The sequence below is a fragment of the Stenotrophomonas sp. YJH_SMC_120 genome (assembly GCF_059368675.1).
The window spans coordinates 19,294-42,280 of record NZ_JCAFRY010000011.1; the positions used below are offsets into that span (position 1 = coordinate 19,294).

At 67.1% G+C, this 22,987-nt stretch carries 19 protein-coding genes and 1 riboswitch; of the genes, 11 read left to right on the forward strand and 8 right to left on the reverse strand.

Features of this window, described 5'->3' with window-relative positions:
- Positions 1 to 207: 207 nt before the first annotated feature.
- On the reverse strand, positions 208 to 1,065 hold the full coding sequence (locus tag AC5P60_RS13705; protein ID WP_049403806.1) for an EamA family transporter: 858 nt from the start codon (positions 1,063 to 1,065) through the stop codon (positions 208 to 210).
- Positions 1,066 to 1,108: 43 nt separating this feature from the next.
- Between AC5P60_RS13705 and AC5P60_RS13710 the strand changes: the two genes are divergently transcribed.
- The 5 genes from AC5P60_RS13710 (at position 1,109) to AC5P60_RS13730 (ending at position 7,703) form a co-directional block, all read left to right on the forward strand.
- Positions 1,109 to 1,780, forward strand: a complete 672-nt coding sequence (locus AC5P60_RS13710; RefSeq protein WP_483693726.1) for an alpha/beta hydrolase — start codon at positions 1,109 to 1,111, stop codon at positions 1,778 to 1,780.
- Positions 1,777 to 2,877 (forward strand): cell division protein ZapE, encoded by a 1,101-nt coding sequence (gene zapE, locus AC5P60_RS13715; RefSeq protein ID WP_044569373.1) that lies wholly within the window; start codon positions 1,777 to 1,779, stop codon positions 2,875 to 2,877. Before AC5P60_RS13710 ends, zapE begins: the two co-directional genes overlap by 4 nt.
- A 636-nt stretch (positions 2,878 to 3,513) precedes the next feature.
- Positions 3,514 to 5,916, forward strand: coding sequence for a ribonucleoside-diphosphate reductase subunit alpha (locus AC5P60_RS13720; RefSeq protein ID WP_483693725.1), 2,403 nt, complete (start codon positions 3,514 to 3,516; stop codon positions 5,914 to 5,916).
- Positions 5,917 to 6,060: 144 nt separating this feature from the next.
- Entirely contained in the window at positions 6,061 to 7,080 is a 1,020-nt protein-coding gene (locus AC5P60_RS13725) for a ribonucleotide-diphosphate reductase subunit beta (protein WP_005407669.1), read from the forward strand.
- A 365-nt stretch (positions 7,081 to 7,445) separates the two neighbouring features.
- Positions 7,446 to 7,703 (forward strand): hypothetical protein, encoded by a 258-nt coding sequence (locus tag AC5P60_RS13730; RefSeq protein ID WP_005411932.1) that lies wholly within the window; start codon positions 7,446 to 7,448, stop codon positions 7,701 to 7,703.
- A 39-nt stretch (positions 7,704 to 7,742) separates the two neighbouring features.
- Here the strand turns inward: AC5P60_RS13730 and AC5P60_RS13735 are convergent, their stop codons facing one another.
- Positions 7,743 to 8,378, reverse strand: coding sequence for a LysE family translocator (locus AC5P60_RS13735; protein WP_483693724.1), 636 nt, complete (start codon positions 8,376 to 8,378; stop codon positions 7,743 to 7,745).
- Positions 8,379 to 8,530: 152 nt separating this feature from the next.
- Here AC5P60_RS13735 and AC5P60_RS13740 point away from each other — a divergent pair, with 152 nt between their 5' ends.
- From AC5P60_RS13740 to AC5P60_RS13750, 3 genes are all read left to right on the forward strand, one after another.
- The gene (locus AC5P60_RS13740; RefSeq protein ID WP_005407672.1) at positions 8,531 to 8,932 is read left to right on the forward strand and encodes an acyl-CoA thioesterase; all 402 of its coding nucleotides are present in this window, start codon (positions 8,531 to 8,533) and stop codon (positions 8,930 to 8,932) included.
- 55 nt (positions 8,933 to 8,987) lie between these two features.
- Positions 8,988 to 9,794, forward strand: a complete 807-nt coding sequence (locus AC5P60_RS13745) for an NAD-dependent protein deacetylase (protein ID WP_483693723.1) — start codon at positions 8,988 to 8,990, stop codon at positions 9,792 to 9,794.
- Positions 9,795 to 9,953: 159 nt separating this feature from the next.
- Positions 9,954 to 11,054: an NADH:flavin oxidoreductase/NADH oxidase gene (locus AC5P60_RS13750; protein ID WP_483693722.1), complete on the forward strand. Its 1,101-nt coding sequence runs from the start codon at positions 9,954 to 9,956 to the stop codon at positions 11,052 to 11,054.
- A 3-nt stretch (positions 11,055 to 11,057) separates the two neighbouring features.
- On the opposite strand, the gene AC5P60_RS13755 is transcribed toward AC5P60_RS13750, so the two are convergent.
- A complete protein-coding gene (locus tag AC5P60_RS13755) occupies positions 11,058 to 11,969 on the reverse strand; it encodes a LysR family transcriptional regulator (RefSeq protein WP_005407675.1) in 912 nt (303 codons plus the stop codon).
- A 114-nt stretch (positions 11,970 to 12,083) separates the two neighbouring features.
- Here AC5P60_RS13755 and purU point away from each other — a divergent pair, with 114 nt between their 5' ends.
- Positions 12,084 to 12,935, forward strand: a complete 852-nt coding sequence (gene purU / locus AC5P60_RS13760) for a formyltetrahydrofolate deformylase (RefSeq protein ID WP_483693736.1) — start codon at positions 12,084 to 12,086, stop codon at positions 12,933 to 12,935.
- A gap of 286 nt (positions 12,936 to 13,221) precedes the next feature.
- Here purU and pncA read toward each other — a convergent pair whose 3' ends face one another.
- The 4 genes from pncA to AC5P60_RS13780 form a co-directional block, all read right to left on the reverse strand.
- On the reverse strand, positions 13,222 to 13,848 hold the full coding sequence (pncA, locus tag AC5P60_RS13765) for a bifunctional nicotinamidase/pyrazinamidase (protein WP_033833251.1): 627 nt from the start codon (positions 13,846 to 13,848) through the stop codon (positions 13,222 to 13,224).
- 55 nt (positions 13,849 to 13,903) lie between these two features.
- Positions 13,904 to 14,590: an epoxyqueuosine reductase QueH gene (locus tag AC5P60_RS13770; RefSeq protein WP_005407678.1), complete on the reverse strand. Its 687-nt coding sequence runs from the start codon at positions 14,588 to 14,590 to the stop codon at positions 13,904 to 13,906.
- Between the two features lie 161 nt (positions 14,591 to 14,751).
- Positions 14,752 to 14,981: riboswitch (cobalamin riboswitch) on the reverse strand.
- Between the two features lie 83 nt (positions 14,982 to 15,064).
- On the reverse strand, positions 15,065 to 16,474 hold the full coding sequence (locus tag AC5P60_RS13775; RefSeq protein WP_049403798.1) for a nicotinate phosphoribosyltransferase: 1,410 nt from the start codon (positions 16,472 to 16,474) through the stop codon (positions 15,065 to 15,067).
- A gap of 64 nt (positions 16,475 to 16,538) precedes the next feature.
- Positions 16,539 to 17,588: a bifunctional nicotinamide-nucleotide adenylyltransferase/Nudix hydroxylase gene (locus AC5P60_RS13780; RefSeq protein WP_049403797.1), complete on the reverse strand. Its 1,050-nt coding sequence runs from the start codon at positions 17,586 to 17,588 to the stop codon at positions 16,539 to 16,541.
- Positions 17,589 to 17,781: 193 nt separating this feature from the next.
- Here AC5P60_RS13780 and AC5P60_RS13785 point away from each other — a divergent pair, with 193 nt between their 5' ends.
- Positions 17,782 to 19,674: a patatin-like phospholipase family protein gene (locus tag AC5P60_RS13785; RefSeq protein ID WP_483693721.1), complete on the forward strand. Its 1,893-nt coding sequence runs from the start codon at positions 17,782 to 17,784 to the stop codon at positions 19,672 to 19,674.
- 323 nt (positions 19,675 to 19,997) lie between these two features.
- On the opposite strand, the gene AC5P60_RS13790 is transcribed toward AC5P60_RS13785, so the two are convergent.
- Positions 19,998 to 21,365, reverse strand: a complete 1,368-nt coding sequence (locus AC5P60_RS13790; RefSeq protein ID WP_483693720.1) for a helix-turn-helix domain-containing protein — start codon at positions 21,363 to 21,365, stop codon at positions 19,998 to 20,000.
- A 115-nt stretch (positions 21,366 to 21,480) separates the two neighbouring features.
- Between AC5P60_RS13790 and AC5P60_RS13795 the strand changes: the two genes are divergently transcribed.
- Positions 21,481 to 22,986: a CoA-acylating methylmalonate-semialdehyde dehydrogenase gene (locus AC5P60_RS13795; RefSeq protein WP_012478809.1), complete on the forward strand. Its 1,506-nt coding sequence runs from the start codon at positions 21,481 to 21,483 to the stop codon at positions 22,984 to 22,986.
- Position 22,987 lies beyond the last annotated feature (1 nt).

A 22,987-nucleotide genomic window follows, 5' to 3' on the forward strand; every position in this document is an offset into this window, starting at 1 on the left:
TCGCAGGTGAATCAGGGGCGAAGAGGCGCCGATGTTTGAGCGCAGCGAGTTCGGCGCCGTCCCCTGATTCACCGAGAAGCGCAGGGAACCGGTGCACAGCACCGGCTCGCGGCTGGCGGCGCGTTTCTTTTGGTTACTTTTCTTTTCGCGCGAAAAGAAAAGTGACATCCCACCGCGGGCGCGGAAATGGCCCGCCGCAACCAACGCTCACCCCCAGGCGATCAACCCGATCGCCAGCACCGCCAGCGCCAGGCCGGCGCGGTTCCACCGGGTGGTCGCCTCGCCGAAGGCGAACACGCCCACCAGCGCGCCCAGCACCACCACGCCGATGTTCATGCCGGCGAACACGGTGGCCGGGCTGTCCGGCATCGACTGGTGCGCGTGCACATAGAAGAGAATGTTGCCGCCATTGAGCAGGCCCAGCAGCGCGCCCGCGCCCAGGTTGCGCCAGGCCAGCCGGCTGCGGCCACGCGCATGCCGCCACAGCTGCAGCGCCAGCATCAGCACGAAGGCCACGCTGAAGCTGGCCAGCACCGCCGCCATCGACGGCGTGCCGGACAGCGCCACCTGCTTGAGCAGCACGTCCACCACCGCAAACCCAGCCCATACCCCCAGCAGCCAGCCCCAGCCGCCGGGCGAGGACGCGACCACCGGCCCGCGTGGGCGCAGGCTGATCGCCACCATCGCCAGCAGGCCCAGGCCGAGCCCGGCCAGCTTCCACGGCGTGGCAGTCTGGCCGAAGAACAGGAAGGCGGCGGCCAATGACAGCAGCAGCGACAGCCGCTGCGCCACGTCGCTGCGGACGATGCCGGCCACCGCCACCGCGCGGCCCAGCACCAGGAAAATCGAGGGCAGCACCACCGCCAGCGCCAGCAATGACAGCCACGGCGCGTGCGGCGCGCGCAGCGAATCCAGCGGCGGCTGCAGCACCACGGCGGTGAGCGTTGCCGCCACCAGATAGTTCCAGGTGACCATCTGCGAAACATCCAGCTGGCGGCGTCCGGCCACCTTCAACAACACCGAAACCAGCACGCTGCAGATCACGGCCAAAGACAGGTAGAGCATGGGGCGGGCACAGGGCAGGGGCGGGGGACGGTATCATGGTGCCATGCACAAGCCCTTGTTCCCCGTTGCCCCCGGCGAAACCGCCTGCCTTGAACTGGACGGCCCGGCCGGCCCGCTGGAAGTGGTCGTCGACCTGCCCAAGGCCGATGCGCCGGTGCAGCCGATCGTGGCCATCATTTGCCACCCGTTGTCCACCGAAGGGGGCACCCTGCACAACAAAGTGGTCACCATGACCGCCACCACCCTGCGCGAGCTGGGCATCGCCACGGTGCGCTTCAACTTCCGCAGCGTGGGTGGTTCGGCCGGTGAGTTCGACCATGGCGTGGGCGAGCAGGACGACCTGAAGGCCGTCGCCGCCTGGGTGCGCAGCCAGCGTCCGGACGACCGCCTGTGGCTGGCCGGTTTCAGCTTCGGCGCGTTCGTTTCACTGAAGGCCGCGGCCGACTTGCAGCCGGAAGCGCTGATCTCGATCGCGCCGCCGGCCGGCCGCTGGGACTTCGACGGCATCGCACCGCCGGCCCGTTGGCTGGTGATCCAGGGCGAGCAGGACGAGATCGTCGACCCGCAGGCCGTCTACCAGTGGCTGGACTCGCTGGATTTCCCGCATGAGCTGGTGCGCATGCCCGAGACCAGCCATTTCTTCCACCGCAAGCTGATCGACCTGCGCGGCGCGCTGACCCACGGCGTCAAGCACTGGCTGGGCGCGGCGGCATGAGCGACGTGGAACTGACCCCGTCGCAGCGGTACGCGGAAGGGGTTGCCCGTGGCGACTGGCAGAACGACCCGGCCCAGCATGCGGCGCTGGCCGAGCTGGACCGCATCCACCTGGGCCTGCTGGACAGCGCCGAGGACGGCTGGCTGGACCGCCTGTCCTCGTTCTGGAAGAAGCCCGAGCCGGTGAAGGGCCTGTACTTCTGGGGCGGCGTCGGCCGCGGCAAGACCTTCCTGGTCGACCTGTTCTATGACGGACTGCCGATCAAGCAGAAGTACCGCACTCACTTCCATCGCTTCATGCGCAGCGTCCACGAGCGCCTGCGCGAGCACCAGGGCCAGAGCGACCCGCTGGCGAAGATCGCCCAGGAATGGCGCAGCAACCTGCGCGTGCTGGTGCTGGACGAGTTCTTCGTCACCGACATCGGCGATGCGATGCTGCTGGCGCGGCTGCTGGAGCGCCTGTTCGCCGAGGGCGTGACCCTGGTCACCACCTCCAACACCGCAGTGGAGAACCTGTACCTCAACGGCCTGCAGCGCGAGAGCTTCCTGCCGGCCATTGGCCTGCTGCAGCGCTTCTGCGTCGAGCTGTACGCCGAAGGTACCGAGGATTACCGCATGCGCGCGCTGACCCGCTCGCCGGTATACCGCGCACCGCTGGCGGCCGACAGCGATGAGTGGCTGGCCACGCGCTGGAACGAGCTGAGCGGCGGCCAGCCGGCCAAGCCCGGCAACATCGAGATCGAGGGCCGCAAGATTCCGGTGCGCGGCCGTGGCAAGAGCATCGCCTGGTTCGATTTCGCCGCGCTGTGCGAAGGCCCGCGCGGGCCCTCGGATTACATTGAGATCGCGCACGAGTTCAACACGGTGCTGCTGGGCGGCATTCCCGCCTTCGACCGCCTGAACGAAGATGCCGCGCGCCGCTTCGTCAACCTGATCGACGAGCTGTACGACCGCCACGTCAACCTGGTCTGCACCGCCAGCACCTCGCCGGTCGAGCTGTACACCGGCCAGCGCCTGCAAGGTGCCTTCGAACGCACCGCCTCGCGCCTGATCGAAATGCAGAGCGCCGAGTACCTGGGTACCCCACACCGGGCGTGAGGGGGCCTGAGGGCGTGCGTTGCCGGCCAGCGGCCGGCACGACCACCCTGGGATTCCGGTAGTCCCGGCCGCTGGCCGGCAATGATCGGGGGGAAGGGTGCAATGGCGTTTCCCTGCGGCCGCTCCTCCGGCCTGGCCGGCACATGCAGCCTCGCGTCGCTGCCCGGCGGGCGGTCCCGGCGTCCACCGGATTCCCACCGGCTGCCCACCACCTATCCACAGGGTTGTCCCTAGCCAGTTTCATCACTGTCATGTGAAGCTGTCATTGTTCCGTTTTCGCGGTGCGTTGTACCACCGCAATGACGCCTTTCGGGCTTGACTGCGCAGCCCGTTCCGGCAGGTCTGAAGCGTCTGATCCGGACGCCGGTGGCACGATCCTTGCGGCGCAAGGGATTGCCGAATTTCACTACATTTGGCGTTGACGGACCCCATTACCCCCACTATCTTGTGGCCGTCGGTCGCAGCAACCCCAAGTCTGGGGGTTGGCAGCAGCACCCATCCGCGATCGTCAACGGCAGTGGCAGGCGCAGGGTCTCATTCCCTGCGACGCCGTCCTGCCATCCTGGGCCGTCATGTCCCGGGCTGCGTCACCCCGATGCATCGAGCACCCCCAATCACGCCAAGAGGACATACGCCGTGAGCACCGAATCCAGCGCCACCATCGAGAAGGAAAGCGAGTTCCTGTTGACGTCGCCGCCGACGGCCAACGCGATGAGTGTGACCAAGCGCAACGGGACCACCGAACTGGTGGACCTGAACAAGATCGTGCGCGCGGTGCAGCGTTCCTCCGAAGGCCTGCACGCCGTCGATCCGATGCGCGTGGCCACCCGCACCATTTCCGGCCTGTACAACGGCGCCACCACCCGCGAGCTGGACGAACTGTCCATCCGCACCGCCGCCCTGCTGATCGGTGAAGAGCCCGAGTACGGCCGCCTTGCTGCGCGCCTGCTGGCTAACTACATTGCCAAGGAAGTCTCGGGCCAGGAAATCTACGCCTTCTCGCAGTCGGTCAGCCGTGGCCATGAAGTCGGCCTGATCAACGACCGCCTGCTGAACTTCGTGCAGACCAACGCGCGCAAGCTCAACGATGCCATCGACATCTCGCTGGACCTGAACTTCGATTACTTCGGCCTGCGTACCCTGTACGACCGTTACCTGCTGCGCCACCCGCACACCCGCAAGGTGATCGAGACCCCGCAGCAGTTCTTCCTGCGCATCGCCAGCGCGCTGAGCGAGGACGTGTCCGAGACCCTGGCGCTGTACAAGCGCATGGGCAACCTGGACTACCTGCCGTCCAGCCCGACCCTGTTCAATTCCGGCACCACCCACGAGCAGCTGTCCTCGTGCTTCCTGCTGGACTCGCCGCAGGACTCGCTGGAATCGATCTACTCCAAGTACGGCGACATCGCCCAGCTGTCGAAGTTCTCCGGCGGCATCGGCGTCAGCTACACCCGCGTGCGTTCGCGTGGTTCGCTCATCAAGTCGACCAACGGCCACTCCAACGGCATCGTGCCGTGGCTGAAGACCATGGATTCGTCCGTGGCCGCGGTGAACCAGGGTGGCAAGCGCAAGGGCGCGGCCTGCGTGTACCTGGAAACCTGGCACGCCGACATCGAGGACTTCCTCGAGCTGCGTGACAACACCGGTGACGAAGCCCGCCGCGCGCACAACCTGAACCTGGCCAACTGGGTGCCGGACCTGTTCATGAAGCGCGTCGAAGCCGACCAGGAATGGTCGCTGTTCGATCCGCGCGTCGTGCCGGAGTTCACCGACCTGTTCGGCGAAGCCTTCGAGGCCGCCTACCTGCAGGCCGAAGCCCAGGGCAAGGCCAACCGCACCATCTCTGCCCGCAAGCTGTACGCCCGCATGATGCGTACGCTGGCCGAGACCGGCAACGGCTGGATGACCTTCAAGGACAAGTGCAACCGCGCCAGCAACCAGACCTTGCGTCCGGGCAACGTGATCCACCTGTCCAACCTGTGCACGGAAATCCTGGAAGTCACCTCCAACGATGAAACCGCGGTGTGCAACCTGGGTTCGATCAACCTGGGCAACCACTTCGACGAGCACAACGAGTTCGATTTCGAGAAGCTGGCCGAGACCGTGCGCCTGGCCGTGCGCCAGCTCGACCGCGTCATCGACCTGAACTTCTACCCGATCGAAACCGCCCGCCGCGCCAACCTGCGCTGGCGTCCGGTCGGCCTGGGCTGCATGGGCCTGCAGGACGTGTTCTTCCGCAAGCGCCTGCCGTTCGACAGCGCCGAAGCCCGCGCCCTGTCGAAGAAGATTGCCGAAGCGATCTACTTCCACGCGCTGGAAACCTCCTGCGAGCTGGCCCAGGAACGTGGCAAGCACCCGTCGTTCAACGACACCCGCGCCGCCAGTGGCGAACTGCAGTTCGACGCCTGGAACGTGGTGCCGGAAGACACCGCACGCTGGGACGCCCTGCGCGCCCGCATCAAGGAACACGGCCTGCGCAATTCGCTGATGATCGCGATTGCGCCGACCGCGACCATCGCCTCGATCGCCGGCTGCTACGAGTGCGTCGAGCCGCAGGTGTCCAACCTGTTCAAGCGCGAAACCCTGTCCGGTGACTTCCTGCAGGTCAACCGTTACCTGGTGAACGAGCTGAAGAAGCTGGGCCTGTGGACGCCGGAAATGCGCGATGCCATCAAGCTGGCCGAAGGTTCCATCGCCGGCGTGGCGCAGATTCCGGAAACGCTGCGCGAGGTCTACCGCACCGCGTGGGAACTGCCGATGCGTTCGCTGATCGACATGGCCGCCGAGCGTGGCGCCTTCATCGACCAGTCGGCCTCGCTCAACCTGTTCATGGAAAGCCCGAACATCGGCGCGATGTCCTCCATGTACATGTACGCCTGGAAGCAGGGCATCAAGACCACCTACTACCTGCGTTCGCGCCCGGCCACCAAGATCGCCAAGACCACGGTGAGCGCTGCGGCCCCGGCCAAGGTATTCAGCCCGGACGAAGCCATCGCCTGCTCGCTGGAAAACCCGGAAGCCTGCGAGGCCTGCCAGTAACACACCGCGCGGTGGGTGCCGACCGTTGGTCGGCACTCGAACACCTCGCACCTGTAGAGCCGAGCCATGCTCGGCTGCGGAAAAACACCCACGGTAGCGCCGGGCCACGCCCGGCGGCTCACCCAGGAATTCAAGGAAACACCCATGGCCGACAAGCCCAAGCAGATGCTGCTCGATCCCGGTTTTGAACTGACCCTGCGCCCGATGCGCTACCCGCAGTTCTATGACATGTACCGGAACGCGATCAAGAACACCTGGACGGTGGAAGAGATCAACTTCCAGATCGACATCACCGACCTGCACAGCAAGATGTCGCCGGGCGAGCGCCACCTGATCCACCGCCTGGTCGCGTTCTTCGCCACCGGCGACTCGATCGTCTCCAACAACCTGGTGCTGAACCTGTACCAGCATCTCAATGCGCCGGAAGCGCGCATGTACCTGTCGCGCCAGCTGTATGAAGAAGCGCTGCACGTGCAGTTCTACCTGACCCTGCTCGACAACTACCTGCCGGATCCGGAAGAGCGCGCCAAGGCGTTCTCGGCGGTGGAGAACATCGACTCGATCAAGAAGAAGGCCGATTTCTGCTTCAAGTGGATCGACTCGATCCAGAGCCTGACCCGCATCGAGACCCGCGAACAGCGCCGCCAGTTCCTGCTCAACCAGATCTGCTTCGCCGCCTGCATCGAAGGCCTGTTCTTCTTCGCGGCCTTTGCCTACGTGTACTACTTCCGTTCGCGCGGCCTGCTGCCGGGCCTGGCCTCGGGCACCAACTGGGTGTTCCGCGACGAGAGCGCACATATGGAGTTCGCGTTCGAGTCGGTGCGCGTGGTGCGTGAGGAAGAACCGGACCTGTTCGACGAAGAGATGAAGCAGCAGGTCTACGACATGCTGGCCGAGGCCATCGAATGCGAAGTGCAGTTCGCCGAGGACGTGCTGTCCGGCGGCGTGGCCGGCATCTCCACCCGCGACATGCGCCAGTACCTGCAGCACTGTGCCGACCAGCACTTCGCCAAGCTGGGCATGGAAAAGAAGTACAACGTGCGCAACCCGCTGCCGTTCATGGAACTGCAGGACGTGCAGGAACTGACCAACTTCTTCGAACGCCGCGTCTCGGCCTACCAGGTCGGCGTGCAGGGCGAAGTCGCCTTCGACATGAACTTCTGATCGAACCGGCCCGGCCTGTCGCAACGAAGAACCCCGGCCAATGCCGGGGTTTTTCGTTGCGCATCAGAAGGATGAGCTATTCTCGCTGGACGCCAGTGGTGGCGGTGCTTCGCATCCATGCCGGGCCTGGGGAGGAAGAGGGGATGCCACTGCAGGAATGACGCGTGGACAATCCCAGCGCCGGGTTCCCGTGCGCGTGGTCCTGCCATGGTGGCGCAACTGAATGGACCCCGGAGGTCGCAATGGAGACTGCAGTGCCTGGAACAGCAACCCGCAGGACCGTGTTTCGTGGGTGGACGGGAGGACTGTTCGCCGTCCTGGTCGCCTGTCCGTCCCTCGCCCATGGCACGAACTGCGATTCCAAGGTGACCAACGTTTCCATCGACGCCAGCGGCAAGGTGTTCGTGGCGACCACCGTCTCGCCCATCCACGCGGTCTGCAACATCGTCAGCAAAGGCGACTTCAGCATGCCGCCGGAGGTCTGCAAGGCGACCTACGCGATGCTGATGAGTGCGAAGGTCTCTGCCATTCCTATCCGCCTGTACTACACCAGCGTGCCGCAATGTGGCGATATCAAGGCCTGGTCGGCACAACCGAGCTTCTACCACGCTGAACTGTTCTGATTACGGGGCCGGGCGTATCGCCTGGAGGGCACGCCGCGATCAGCGCCGCCCTTCCACCGCCATGCGCACCGCCAGTCCGGCCAGCACCGTGCCCATCAGCCAGCGCTGCACCATCTGCCAGGTCGGGCGTGCGGCCAGGAAGCCGGCGATGCTGCCGGCGGTCAGCGCGATCATGCCGTTCACGCTGACGCTGACCAGGATCTGGGTGGAGCCCAGCACGATCGACTGCATCAGCACGCTGCCTTCGCTGTCCGGGTGCAGGAACTGCGGCAGCAGCGACAGGTACATCACCGCCACTTTCGGGTTCAGCAGATTGGTCAGGAATCCCATCGTGAACAGCTTGCGCGGGCTGTCCTGCGGCAGTTCGCGCACCGCGAACGGCGAACGGCCACCGGGCTTGAGCGCCTGCCAGGCCAGGTACATCAGGTACAGCGCGCCACCGATGCGCAGCGCGTCGTAGGCGAACGGCACGGTCATCAGCAGGGCGGTGATGCCCAGTGCCGCGCACAGCATGTAGAACACGAAGCCCAGCGCCACCCCGCCCAGCGAGATCAGTCCCGCCATCGGCCCCTGGCAGATCGAGCGCGAGATGACGTAGATCATGTTCGGCCCGGGCGTGAGCACCATGGCCAGCGAAACCAGCGCAAAGGCCAGCAGGTCGGAAGTGGCGGGCATGGGGGATCCTGGCAGTGGGCGTGGCGCAGTGTAACGCCTGCTGCAGGCGCGGCCTGCGCAGGCACCGCTGCCGGGTGACCGTTGCACGTGCATTCCGATGGCCGTCACGCCGGTCGCTTAGAATCCGCAGCACCCCACACCGAAGCTCCCCCATGACCCCGATCCCCGAGACCGTGCCGCCCATCGAAGTGCGCATGGCCGAAATCGTCTTCCCCAACCACACCAACCACCTCGGCACCCTGTTCGGTGGCCAGGCACTGGCGTGGATGGACAAGGCCGCGTTCCTGGCCGCCGCCCGCTACTCGCGCCGTACCGTGGTGACCGCGCGCAGCGACCAGGTCGACTTCAAACTGCCGATCCGCATCGGCCAGATGGTGGAAACCATCGGCCGCATCGTCGAAGTCGGCCGCAGCTCGATGAAGGTGGAGGTGGAACTGGTCGCCGAAGACCTGCACAGCGGCGAGCGCAAGCTGTGCACCCGCGGCCACTTCGTGATGATCGCGCTGGACGAGGAAGGCCACCCGATCGCGGTGCCGCCGCTGCCGGCGGCCTGACCCGGACAACCGACCGGCGCTTGCGGGGGCGCTGCGGCGCCCCCATCTGGCAGCCATGACCCCGCCACTGACCGACTTCATCGACCGCGCCCAGCGCCTGTTCGTGCTGACCGGCGCCGGTTGCAGCACCGCCTCGGGCATCCCCGATTACCGCGATAGCGACGGCCAGTGGAAGCGCACGCCGCCGGTGACCTATCAGGCGTTCATGGGCGAAGCGGGTACCCGCCAGCGTTACTGGGCGCGCAGCCTGCTGGGCTGGCCGCGCTTCGGCCTGGCCCGGCCCAACGGCAGCCACCAGGCCCTGGCCGCCCTGGAAAACAACGGCAAGCTGCAGGTGCTGCTGACCCAGAACGTGGACGGCCTGCACCAGCGCGCCGGCAGCCACAAGGTGATCGACCTGCATGGCCGCCTGGACCGGGTGCGCTGCATGGGCTGTGAGCGCCGCAGTGGCCGCGAGGATTTCCAGCAGCGGCTGCTGGACGCCAATCCGGGCTGGGATGCGCTGGAGGCCGGTATCGCGCCCGATGGCGATGCCGATCTGGAGACCGATTTCTCCACGTTCGTGGTGCCCGATTGCCCTTACTGCGGCGGCCTGCTGAAGCCGGATGTGGTGTTCTTCGGCGAGAACGTGCCGCGTGAACGGGTGGCGGCGGTGCACGATCACCTGCAGCAGGCCGACGCCGTGCTGGTGGTGGGCTCGTCGCTGATGGTCTATTCCGGCTTCCGCTTCGTGCAGGCGGCCGCGAAGGCGGGGTTGCCGGTAGCGGCGCTGAACCGAGGCCGCACCCGAGCCGACGACCTGCTGTTGTTCAAGGATGAGCGGGACTGCGCTGAAGCGCTGGCCACGTGGGCTGCGCGCTGAGCCAAGCACGGGCTCGGCTCTACAAGGGGCGAGAGCTTCTGTAGAACCGGGCGCACGCTCGGCTGCTGCACGTCACACGAAACAGCGATCCATCCAGATGGTTGATCCGCGAGCCGTGCGGCGGTGCAATACGCATCCCCTACGTCGTCCATCACTGTCTTGAGCCAGCTGTTTTCGCCGATCTCGTTCGGCCCCCTGACCCTGTCCAACCGCATCGTCGTCGCGCCGATGTGCCAGTACTCCGCCGAAGACGGCCGCGCCAGCGACTGGCATGCCATGCACCTGGGCAACCTCGCGCAATCCGGCGCCGGCCTGCTGATCCTGGAAGCCACCGCGGTCGAGCCGCGCGGCCGCATCAGCTGGGCCGACCTGGGCCTTTGGGATGACGGCACCGAGGCCGCGTTGGCACAGGTACTGGCCAGCGTCCGCCGCTGGTCGCCGATGCCGCTGGGCATCCAGCTCGGCCATGCCGGTCGCAAGGCCTCGGTGAACCGCCCTTGGGACGGCGGTGGCCAACTGGCGGCCGATGATGCACGTGGCTGGGCCACCGTGGCGCCGTCGCCGCTGCCGTTCCACGCCGCCGACCCGGCGCCGCAGGAACTGGACGAGGCCGGCATCGCCGAGGTCGTCGCCGCCTTCGCCGCCAGTGCGGTGCGTGCCGAGCGCCTGGGCTTCGAGCTGATCGAGCTGCATGCCGCCCACGGCTACCTGCTGCACCAGTTCCTGTCGCCGCTGAGCAACCGCCGTACCGATGGCTACGGTGGCTCATTGCCGAACCGCCTGCGCCTGCTGGTGGAAGTGTTCGACGCCGTGCGTGCGGCGGTATCGGACAAGGTCGCCGTGGGCGTGCGCATCTCCGCCAGCGACTGGGTCGATGGCGGCTGGGATCTGGTGCAGAGCGAAGCGCTGGCCCAGGTGCTGGACGCGCGCGGCTGCAATTTCCTGCATGTCTCCAGCGGTGGCCTGGACGAACGCCAGAAGATCACCGTCGGTCCGGGCTACCAGGTGCCGTTCGCGGCAGCGATCAAGGCCAAGGTGCGCATGCCGGTCATCGCCGTGGGCATGATCACCGAGCCCGAGCAGGCCGAATCGATCCTGCGCCACCGCCACGCCGATGCCGTGGCCCTGGCGCGCGGCATCCTCTACGACCCGCGCTGGCCGTGGCATGCCGCTGCCGCATTGCGCGACAGCGTGGAACCGGCGCCACAGTACCTGCGCTGCGAGCCGCGCGATGCGCGCGGCGTGTTCAAGACGCGCTGAGGCTCACACCCGCCAGGCCGGCGCGATGCCGGCCTGAAGGTGTTCGAACAGCGCGCGGATCTTGGCGGTGAAATCGCGGCGGTCGCTGACGCAGAAGTAGACCTCCATCGGTTCCGGGCGCCACGCGGTGTCGGCGTCGAACACCGCCTGCAGGCGACCCTCGCGCAGGTACGGCTCGGCCACGAATGCGGCCAGCCGGGTGATGCCGGCACCGGCCGCCGCCAGCGTCGCCAGCGCATCGATGTCATCGCAGACCATGCTCGGTGGCAGCGCGGCGTCCACGCGCTGGCCGTCCTTCAGCAGGCCCCAGCGCAATGGCCGGCCATCGGTGGGGAAGCGGTGCAGCAACCCGCGATGACCGCCCAGATCGGAAGGCTGCTGCGGGGTGCCGTGCGCCTTCAGGTAGGCCGGCGAGGCGCAGAAGACGAACGGTACGCGTGCCAGTTGCCGCGCGACCACGCCATCTTCCAGCTGCGCCCCGATGCGGATGCTGGCATCCACCGCTTCCGGGCCATGTTGCACGGCGCGGTCGGTCAGGCGCAGCTCCAGCTGCAGTTGCGGGTAGCGCTGCTGCAGTGAAGGCAGCAACGGTGCCAGCACGTGGCGACCGAACGCGCTGCTGCTGGCGATGCGCAGTGGCCCGGCCGGTTCGATGTCGCCGGCGGTGACCATGGCCTGCGCACGCGCCAGGTCGGCTTCGATGTGGCGCACCTGCGCCAGGTACAGCGCGCCGGCCTCGCTGAGGGCCAGCTGCCGCGTACTCCGGTTCAGCAACCGTACGCCCAGATGGGCCTCCAGCCGGTTGATGTTCTGGCCGACCGCGGTGGCGCTGATGCCAAGGATGCGGGCCGCGGCGGCAATGCTGCCGGTCTCTGCGGTGCGGGTGAAGCTGCGGATCAGTTGCAACAGGTTCATGACCGACCAGCTTGCCACGGGAAGGTCCAAGTATCGCTTGGTACTGAACCAAGCAGGTCGGTTGCACCCGTGATCATCCGGCCGCTGGGCAGGGCGCTGCCCTACACTGTGGCGATGCGCCCCGATTCCATTCTTACCCTGTCCTGCCCCGACCGCACCGGCATCGTCTACCGCGTGTCCGGCCTGCTGTTCGACCACGGCTGCAACATCCTCGACGCCCAGCAGTTCGGTGATGAGGAGAGTGGCCGCTTCTTCCTGCGCGTGCACTTCGACCGCGATGCCGGCCTGCCGCTGGAGACCGTGCACGCCGCCATGGCCACGCTTGCCGAAGGCTTCGGCATGGACTGGCAGCTGCACGATGGCCGACGCCGCGCGCGGCTGCTGGTGCTGGTCAGCAAACAGGGGCATTGCCTCAACGACCTGCTGTTCCGCGCCCACAGCGGCCAGCTGAAGGTGGACATCGCAGCAGTGGCGTCCAACCACGCCGACTTTGCGCCGCTGGCGGCGTCCTACCAGGTGCCGTTCCACCACCTGCCGGTGACCGCCGTTACACGCGCGGTGCAGGAGCAGCAGATCATCGACCTGGTCGAGCGCGAGCGCATCGACCTGGTGGTGCTGGCGCGCTACATGCAGATCCTGTCACCCACGCTGTGCCGCGCGCTGGCCGGCCGTGCGATCAACATCCACCACAGCTTCCTGCCCAGCTTCAAGGGCGCGCAGCCGTACCACCAGGCACACGCGCGTGGGGTCAAGATCATCGGCGCCACCGCGCACTACGTCACCGAGGACCTGGACGAAGGCCCGATCATCGAACAGGACGTGGCCCGCGTGGACCACGCGATGGCACCGCGTGAACTGGTGCGGCTGGGCAGCGATACCGAATCGCTGGTGCTGGCGCGCGCGGTTCGCCGCCATGTGGAGCACCGCATCCTGCTCAACGGGCATCGCACGGTGGTATTCCGGTAATCGCCCATCCCGCGTCCGCCGGGCATGGCCCGGCGCTACCACGGGTGCTATCCGGTAGTGCCGGGCTTTGGCGGGCCACTGCAGAGGTCCCGGGGCTGCCGGCCAGCGGCCGGCACTACCGAATCCTGATTTCATCCAATGAAAAGCCCCCGGTTCGGCCGTCCCGCGATCTATAGGGGGGCGTAGTTAGGGGGCTGGATGAATCGATTGTGTTGTTGTGGGCAGGAGCGCGCAAGCGGCATAGCGACGTGCGCGGTAGCGCCGGGCCATGCCCGGCGGTCACGCCTCAGACGATCGCGATCCCCGCCTTGCCCAGCGCCTCGCGCACCATCACGTCGTTGGCTTCGGTCACCGGCTTGGTCAGCTCCCACAGGAACTTCACCCGGAAGCCGGACTTCACCGCGTCCTGCGCGCTCCACAGCACGCAGTAGTCACGGGCCAGGCCGCATACGTGCACTTCGCGGATGCGGCGTTCATGCAGCCAGCCGGCCAGGCCGGTGGCCGGGCGCTCGCCCTCGGGGCCGTGGTTCTCGCGGAAGGCGCTGTACGAATCCACCTGTTGGCGCGTGCCCTTGCGCAGGATCAGGTCGGCCACGGTCCAGTCCACGCCCGGGTGCAGGGCGGCACCGGCGCTGCCCTGCACGCAGTGGTCCGGCCACAGGGTCTGCGGCTGCGCGTGCAGCAGGATGGTCTCGAACGGGCGTTGGCCGGGGTGCTGGCTGGCGAACGAGGCATGGTCGGCCGGGTGCCAGTCCTGTGTTGCCACCACGGTGCGGTAGCGGCGCTGCACCAGCAGATCGGCAATGGGTGCCACCAGCGCATCGCCCTGGTCGCAGGCCAGGGCGCCACCGGGCATGAAGTCCGGCTGCAGGTCGATCACCAGCAGGGCGACATCGGCGGGCAGGGCGGTCATGGCAGTTCCGGTACAACAGAAGGGGCGACCAGCGTGGCCGCCCCATGCCTGCACGTCAATCGTCCTGCGGCGTCCCAGCGTCCTGCCCGTAGTACAACAGGCCGATCTTGATCCGCTCGCGGCCATTCTCGCGGCGATGGCGGTTGGCATCGCGCAGCGAGTACACGCAGCCGCAGTATTCCTGCTGGTAGAACTGCTCGCGCTTGCTGATCTCGATCATGCGGCTGGCACCGCCGCCCTTGCGCCAGTTGTAGTCCCAGTACTGCAGGCCTTCATAGCGCGAGGCGGCGCGGATGCCGCAGTCGTTGATCTGCGCCATGTTCTTCCAGCGCGAGATGCCCAGCGAAGAACTGATGGTGTCGTAGCCGTGCTCGTGCGCGTACAGCGCAGTGCGCTCGAAGCGCATGTCGAAGCACATCGTGCAGCGGATGCCGCGTTCAGGCTCGTTTTCCATGCCGCGTGCACGGCTGAACCAGTTGTCGGTGTCGTAGTCGCAGTCGATGAAAGGAATGCCGTGCTGCTCGGCGAAGCGGATGTTCTCCTGCTTGCGCAGCTCGTACTCCTTCACCGGGTGGATGTTGGGGTTGTAGAAGAAGATCGCGTAGTCGATCCCGGAGGCGGTGATCGCCTCCATCACTTCGCCGGAACAGGGCGCGCAGCACGAATGCAGCAGCAGGCGCTTGCCGTCGGCGGGCAGGGTCAGGGTGGGGCGTTGGAGCTCGGTCATCGTCAGGTACCGCATGGACCGCCGGCAACGGCGGTAGCCCATGCATCAGCGCGTGGGTGAACGGGTCTGGCCGGATACCGTGAACAGGACGCGCGCGGCCACACCGCCTGCACGCGCAGGACGACGACGGCCCCGGCAACCTCCCCGCGGAGATTCCAGGTCGAGTCAGGGGACGGTCGTGTCCCCCGGCCGGGGCCGGTATTCGGGCTGATGGACTCGGGCCGCAGCCCACCTACTACCTGCCGCTTCCCAGGCGCGAGCCCAGTGCTGTTGGCAGGATTCGTTTCCATTCACCGCTGCGGGGCAGCTCCGGAATGGACGCGCGAGGCGCCTTCACCGGATTCCCGTTTAAATCCCTCCCCGCGCCGCAGCGATGGGAGGGATACCTTCGGCGTGTGCAAGGTGGACCTGTTGGTGGCGCCGGTCAAGAGCGCAGGGGGCAGAGCCCGCTGCGCTGCAACGGGATCCAACCCCGGTCGGGATGCACCTTCAATGCCCCACGGCCGCCCGCGTGCGGATGTCGTCCAGCCGCTGGTCGTGCAGCAGGCGGCCGTTCTCCCACACGGTCACCATTGCGTCCTCGAAGCCGTCCGGCAGGGTGTCGTCGCCATTGGCCGGCAGTGGCACCGTATGCAGGCTGCCATCGTCCAGGCGGCGCAGCAGGCGCATGCGGCCACGCTTGCTGGCCTTGCCGGCGTCGGTGACCGGATCCTTGTAGACGTCGATCCACTCACCCTCGACCCGTGCGGCCGAGCACTTCAGCGCGAACTTCTGCGTATCGCGGTCCAGCCGCTGCAGCAGTGCACCGCCCATGCCGAAGGCCACGTTGTCGACGGCGTAGCCGTCGTCGGTGATGCGCTGCAGGATCGCGCGGATGGTGTCCGGATTGATGCCATCGCCCTGGATCACCCGCACGTGGTTGAGCACGCGATAGCCCTTGCCGTTGAGGCTGTGGCCGAAGGCTTCATCCAGCCGGCGCAGGCTTTCGGCCACCACCTCCACCGGGTCACCCGAGTCGGGACGGATGACCAGGGTGGCGCCCGACGCGATCACGTCATCGCGCAGGGTGGTGCCCCAGTGTTCGCTGATCGCGCGGTAGATGTCATAGCTGTCCGACACCACCGCCACGATCGAACCGGGCTTGCCGAACTGGCGCAGCATGTTGCGATAGGCGTCCACCTCGCGTTCGCGGCCCCAACTGGTGATGGTGCTGTGCTCGGCGGCCGGAATCGAATAGCCGGCCATCGGCGCGTGGTAGTGCGCGCGTGCCAGGCACAGCGCCGACACGGTATCGGTGCCGAGGAAGTTGACCAGGTGCGCGGCACCGCCCAACGCGGCCGATTCCAGGCTCGATACACCGCGCGCGCCGAAGTCGTGCAGCTTGAACGGCAGCTGCCCTTGCGGGTCGTCGCTGGTCTGCTGCAGGAACGCGGCGATGGTCTGCCGTGCGTGCCAGCTGATGGTGGCCACGGTGACCGGATACCACACGCGCAGCAGCAGCGTTTCCAGATACGACGGCACCCAGAACGCAGCCGGATCGGTCGACTCGATGGTCATCAGTGCCTGGTGGGTGGGCACCACGCTGCCCTCGGGAACGGCGCGGATGCGCACCGGCAGGTGGCCGCCAAGCCGGTCGACGATATCGCGCCAGCCGGCCTCGTTGAACGGTTCGCCATGGGCGGCGAATACCGCAGCAGCGTCGTCGATGTCGGCGTGGGTGACCGGTCGTGCCAGCGCGTCCTTGAGGATCGCCTGCAGGCCGAAGAACACCGTGCGATCGTGCAGGCCGCCACGTGATTCGACGTAGAAGAACGTGGCATCGGTACCCGGCGGGTACTGCAGCCAATGGCTGGCCTTGTAGCTGTCGGTGTTGAGGAGAAGATTATCGAGGTAGTGCATGACGGAAGCTCCTTCGCGTCGAGTGACACCAGCGGTCTGTCCGCCAGTGGGGGGGCCGGGCCTGTCAGCCGCGGCCGAGGAAATACTCCAGGATGTGCAGGTGGTCTTCGAACAGCTGCGGGCCCATGTCCAGGGCTTCACTCACCGGTATCCAGCGCGCCTTGTCTGCGTCGTCGCCGCCGCGCACCGGCGGCAGTTCACCGGCCGGGAATTCGAAGTGGAAACCGTGGGTGATGGTGCGGCCGCGCTGGCTGCGGTCGGGGTGGTCGAAGACCTGCTGGCCCTTCAGCGAACCCTTCAGCACCGGCAGCGGAATCTTCAGCCGGGTTTCCTCGCGCAGTTCGCGCAGGCAGCTGTCGAGCAGGCTCTGTTCCTGGCCGACGAAGCCGCCGGGCAGCGCCCACAGCCCCTTGCCGGGTTCCGAGCGGCGACGCACCAGCAGCACGTGGCCTGAATGCACCACCACCGCATCGGTGGTGACGAAGGTGGGCGCGTAGGGCGCATCCTTCCAGGCGGCCTTGTACTGTTCGATGAAGCGGTACTCGGCGACCAGCTGGCCATAGGCAGGCGCGCTTTTGCGGAACGCTTCAAGCATGTCGTACACCGGCGCCGGCACATTGCCACGCAGCATCAGCAGCGCGCCGTGGAAGTCGACGTCGCCGGCTTCGAACAGGTAGCGCCGCAGCTCGGTGGCCGACAGGGTGGCGGTATGCTGCACGTCCACCAGCGGCCACTGCGGGAACTCGCGCAGGTAGTAGCTGGACGCGTCCTTGTCCATGCCGATCAGGCCCACCTTCGCATCGGCGGCGGCGCCGTCGTTGCGCAGGGCTTCAGCCACCTGGCGCTGCACGTTGGCGATCCACTGCGCTTCGTTGTACAGGTGGTCACGCAGCGGGCGGATCAGCAGACGGTCGGTGTGGCCATCGAGGGCGGCCTGGATCATCACGGCGCGTTCGGCCACGGTCCAGGGATTGCGCAGGCTGCGGGGGGTATCGGCAGAGCCGACCAGGAAGATCAGCTTGCGGGCCCGGCTCAGGGCCAGGCGGGCAACGGCGGCGTGGCCGTTGTGGAAGGGCTCGAATCGCCCGATGAAGACGAGATAGTCGAATTCCATGAGAATCCCTCATGTCGTTGTGGCAGCCGCGGGTCTGTCCCTTGGCTTGCTGCAGATGCTACGCCGATGGCGGGGCGGGTCAAGCCTGCAGCCGTGCTTTCTGCTGAACGGCGCATTGCGTGCGCGGACTGCGCCGTTGTTCTCAGGCCCTGAGAAGCCCCTGCGCCATACTGGCACCCACGCGGCGGACGGCATGCTCGGGGGCAAGACAGTGGCGGACAAGTACTGCGATCTGGTCATGAAAGGCGGCATCACCAGCGGCATCGTGTACCCCAATGCGGTACTGGCGCTGGCGCGCGAGTATCGCTTCAAGAGCATCGGCGGCACTTCGGCCGGCGCCATCGCCGCCGCCGTGGCGGCTGCGGCGGCCTGCGGTGATCGTCGCCAGCAGGCCGGCGAGCACCTGCCCGGCGATGCAGGCTATGGCGGGTTGTCGGCGGTGTCGGCGCAGCTGTCGCGGCGCGGCTTCATCTACAGCCTGTTCCAGCCCGCACGCGGCGCACGCGCGGCCTATCGCCTGCTGGTGGTGCTGACCGGCAATGCCAGCCTGCCGCACAAGCTGCTGTGCCTGGCCGTTGCCGTGTTCGAGATCGCGCCGCTGGAAGTGCTGGTGTCGCTGGCGCTGCTGCTCGGCCTGGGCTGGTGGGGCGGTGGTTGGAGCGGGGTGGCGGCCACGCTGCTGCCGTCGCTGCTGTGCGCGTACGGTGCGGGTGTGGCCGGTGCCGCGCTTCGTGTGGCACGCGTGGCGCGACGCAATCTGCTGGGCCTGTGCAGCGGCCTCGGCCGCGATGCACGCACGCCGGCACTGACCGAGTGGCTGCACGAATGCCTGCAGCAGTTGTCCGGCAAGCCGCTGGATGCACCGCTCACCTTCGCCGACCTGCACGATGCGCCGCGCTATGCCGGCGAGCCGGACAGCCCGCATGCGATCAGCCTGCAGATGATCACCACCTGCGTGTCGCACAACGAGCCGCGCACGCTGCCGCTGGGCGGCGCGCAGTTCTGGTTCCTGCGCGAGGAATTCGAGCAGCTGTTCCCGGCCAGCGTGGTGCAGTGGCTGGTGACGCAGGCCGGCCCGCCGCTGGAGGTGGAAGGGCGGCAGTACTACCACCTGCCGCCGGGCCCGAAGCTGCCGGTGCTGGTGGCCACGCGCATGAGCCTGAGCTTCCCGCTGCTGATCAGCGCGGTGCCGCTGCATGAACCCTCACGCCGCGAACGACGCTGCGAGCCGACCGCGCCGGCGGCCGACCCCGAGCACAACGTGGCCGACAGCATGGAAGGGCTGACCAGCGCCGGGCAGGCTTGCGGCCCGGTGATCACCGCCTTCCGCATCTGCTGGTTCTCCGATGGTGGCATCAGCAGCAATTTCCCGATCCATCTGTTCGATGCCGCGTTGCCGCGCTGGCCGACCTTCGCCATCAATCTGGTCTACCCGCAGCACGCCGAAGAGGTGAACCACGGCAGCAGTGGCCGTCAGTCGCTGGAGCACGCGGTGTTCCTGCCCACCGAGAACCGACACGGCTGGCAGCGCACCTACCAGTCGATCGCCACACCGCTGGCGGCCGCCGAGCTGGGCCGCTTCCTGTTCGCGGTGGTGGCGACCATGCAGAACTGGCGCGATCTGCTGCAGGCGCGCGCGCCGGGCTACCGCGACCGCATCGTGCACGTCAGCCTGCAGGGCGACGAAGGCGGCATGAACCTGGACATGCCGCAGGAGGTGCTGACCCGCATCGCCGACAAGGGCAGCCTGGCCGGTGCGCGCTTCTGTTCGTTCTCGTTCGAGAACCACTACTGGATCCGCTGGCGCAACCTGGCCTCGGCCTACCAGCGCTACACGGTGGAAGTGGCACGCACCGATGATCCGGCGCAGCAGGTACTGGCCTACCGCGCGGCGTACGCGATGCTTGCCCGCGGGGAACCGGCACCGCCGTCGTACAAGCTGGGCTCGGAAGACAAGCGGCTGGCCTCGCAGCAGCTGTGGGGGTTGATGGTCGAGCAGGGACGTACCTGGGAAGACCTCGGCCCGGACCTTACCGACGGCGCACCGCGTCCGCTGCCGCAGATGAAGGTGACGCCGATCTACTGAGCCGGTAGTAGATCCACGCCATGCGTGGATGCATTTCGCGCAGGGCCAGAGCGTGCCGACCAACGGTCGGCACCCACCATCAGCATCAGCATCACCATCAGCATCAGGTTCCAGCACCAGGAGGAAACTGTCGAAGGCGGGCTGGTGTCGGATTGCGGGGTGTCCGCGGCATGGATGCCGGGGGGCACTTCAGGGACGGGTTCACGGCGTCCCCGCAATCCGACACCGCCCCGCCATCCCACGGAAAGCCCGCTGTTGCTTTTGAGGTTGCCGGCCAGCGGCCGGCACTACCGCAGGTGCAGGGCGCAGCCCTGCAGAACCCCCTACCGCCCCGGCAACTGCGCGAACGCGCGCTGCATGCAGTCCTCGCGCGGGCACACCCGGCAACCCGGCCCGATCGACACCGAGTTCCCCGGGCTCTGTACATCCAGCCCCAGCGAATACACCAGGCGTTCGGCATGCTGCAGGTCGCAGCCCAACGCCACCGCGAACGTCTTGCGTGGCTGGCCATGGCCCACCGGCCCGCTGCTGACCTGCCGCGCCAGCCAGAAGTGGCGCCGCCCATCGGGCATGCGCGCGGTCTGGGTGAGGATGCGGCCGGGCTGGTTGAACGCCTCGTAGACGATCCACAGCGGGCACGACCCTCCCACCTGCGAGAAGTGGAAATCGGTGGCCGAATGGCGTTTGGACACGTTGCCGGCACGGTCCACGCGGATGAAGAAGAACGGCAGCCCGGGCGCACTGCGCCGTGCCAGCGTGCTCAGCCGATGACAGACCGCTTCAAAGCCGACGCCGAACTGGTGCGCCAGCAGCTCGATGTCGTAACTGCTGGCCTCGGCCGCACGCAGGAAACGCATGTACGGCATCACCAACGCACCGGCGAAGTAATTCGACAAGCCAATCCGCGCCTGCGCGATGCGTGCCTCATCGGTAAAGCCAGCGCGCGCCACTACCGCATCGATCTGCGGCAGGTAGCCGTGAAGGGCCAGCTCGGCCGCCATCTGGAACGCCTGCTGGCCGGGCTCCAGGTAATCGGGCAGCCACAGCCGCCGCGCATCGGCATCGTATTGCCGTTTCTCGCGCCCGGCCTGCAGTGCGGCCACTTCCACCAGCACGCCATGGCGGTCGGCCAGCAGCTGGCGCAGCCGCGGTGCCACATGCCCGGGCGACAGCCCCCATTCGGCGAACAGCTGCTCGGCCAGCTCGTCCAGTTCGGGGATGTGGTTGTGCATGCGGTTGAAGAACTCGCGCACCTGGTCACCGGCGGGCAGGGTGCTGCCGGCACCGGGCTCGCCCAGCTGGAACTCCAGCGCGGCGGCATGCTCGCGCAGCGCCAGGTGGCGGCGGTGCAGGTCCAGCAGTGCGCGGCTGACCTGCGGCAGGTTGCCGGCCAGGGCGCGCAGCTCGGTCGCGCTCACTTCGGCCAAGCCGAGGTCGCGCAGGGTCTCGCCCAGGGCTTCCTGCAGGGCAGCGGGCTCATCTTCGTCGAACAGTGAGGAAACATCGCCCAATACCTCGCCCAGCTTCTTCTGCACGGCCGGGGTGAGTGGGCGTTTGTTGCGCTCGATCTGGTTCAGGTAACTGGCCGACAGGCCCAAGGCGCGGGCCAGGTCCACTTGGCTGTAGCCGCGTTGCTCGCGCAGCCGTAGCAAGCGCAGGCCAAGCTGCCGCTGGGTGGCTGAATAATTCACAGAATTAACATGAATCGTCTGGCGTGTTGGCCAGATTAAGCGGATTCAGCCCGGAAATCGAGACGGGTGATGTGAATAATGCCAAGCATCTTTCGCACCCCGTGGGATTGTCGTCATGACTGTTGCAGCGCCCCGTATCCGCATGCTGATCGATGGCCAGTTCGTTGAATCGGCCACCTCCCACTGGCAGGACGTGATCAATCCGGCCACCCAGGACGTGCTGGCCAAAGTGCCGTTCGCCACCACCGGCGAAGTGGACGCCGCCGTCGCCGCCGCCAAGGAAGCCTTCAAGACCTGGCGCAAGACCCCGATCGGCACCCGCGCGCGCATCTTCCTGAAGTACCAGCAGCTGATCCGCGAGAACATGAGCGAGCTGGCCCACATCCTCACCGCCGAACAGGGCAAGACCCTGCCAGACGCCGAAGGCGATGTGTTCCGTGGCCTGGAAGTGGTCGAGCACGCCGCCGCCATCGGCAACCTGCAGCTGGGCGAGCTGGCCAACAACGTGGCCAATGGCGTGGACACCTACACGATCATGCAGCCACTGGGCGTGTGCGCTGGCATCACCCCGTTCAACTTCCCGGCGATGATCCCGCTGTGGATGTTCCCGATGGCGATTGCAACGGGCAACACCTTCATCCTCAAGCCGTCCGAGCAGGACCCGATGGTCACCATGCGCCTGGTCGAGCTTGCCCTGGAAGCCGGCATTCCGAAGGGCGTGCTGAACGTCGTCCACGGCGGCGAGGAAGTGGTCAACGCGATCTGCGACCACCCGGACATCAAGGCCGTGTCGTTCGTCGGCTCCACCCGCGTCGGTACCCACGTCTACAACCGCGCCTCGCTGGCCGGCAAGCGCGTGCAGTGCATGATGGGCGCCAAGAACCACGCCGTGGTGCTGCCGGACGCCAACAAGGAACAGACCCTCAACGCGATGGTCGGTGCCGCCTTCGGTGCCGCGGGCCAGCGCTGCATGGCCGCCTCCACCCTGGTGCTGGTCGGTGAGGCGCGCAACTGGGTGCAGGACCTGGTCGAAAAGGCCAAGACGTTGAAGGTCAGCGCCGGCACCGTGTCCGGCACCGACGTCGGCCCGGTCATTTCCTGCAGCGCCCGTGAGCGCGTGGAAGGCCTGATCGCCTCGGGCGTGGAGCAGGGCGCCAAGCTGGTACTCGACGGCCGCAAGCCGCAGGTCGATGGTTTCGAGAAGGGCAACTTCGTCGGCCCGACCATCTTTGCCGGTGTCACCACCGACATGCGCATCTACCAGGAAGAAATCTTCGGGCCGGTGCTGGTCATCCTCGAAGCGGAAACGCTGGAAGACGCCATCGCGATGGTCAACAGCAACCCGAATGGCAACGGCACCGCACTGTTCACCCAGTCCGGCGCGGCCGCGCGCAAGTTCCAGGAAGACATCGACGTCGGCCAGGTCGGCATCAACGTGCCGATCCCGGTGCCGGTGCCGCTGTTCTCGTTCACCGGTTCGCGCGCCTCCAAGCTGGGTGACCTGGGCCCGTATGGCAAGCAGGTGGTGCTGTTCTACACCCAGACCAAGACGGTCACCGCGCGCTGGTTCGATGACGAGACGCTGAGCCACGGCGTCAACACCACGATCAGCCTGAAGTAAC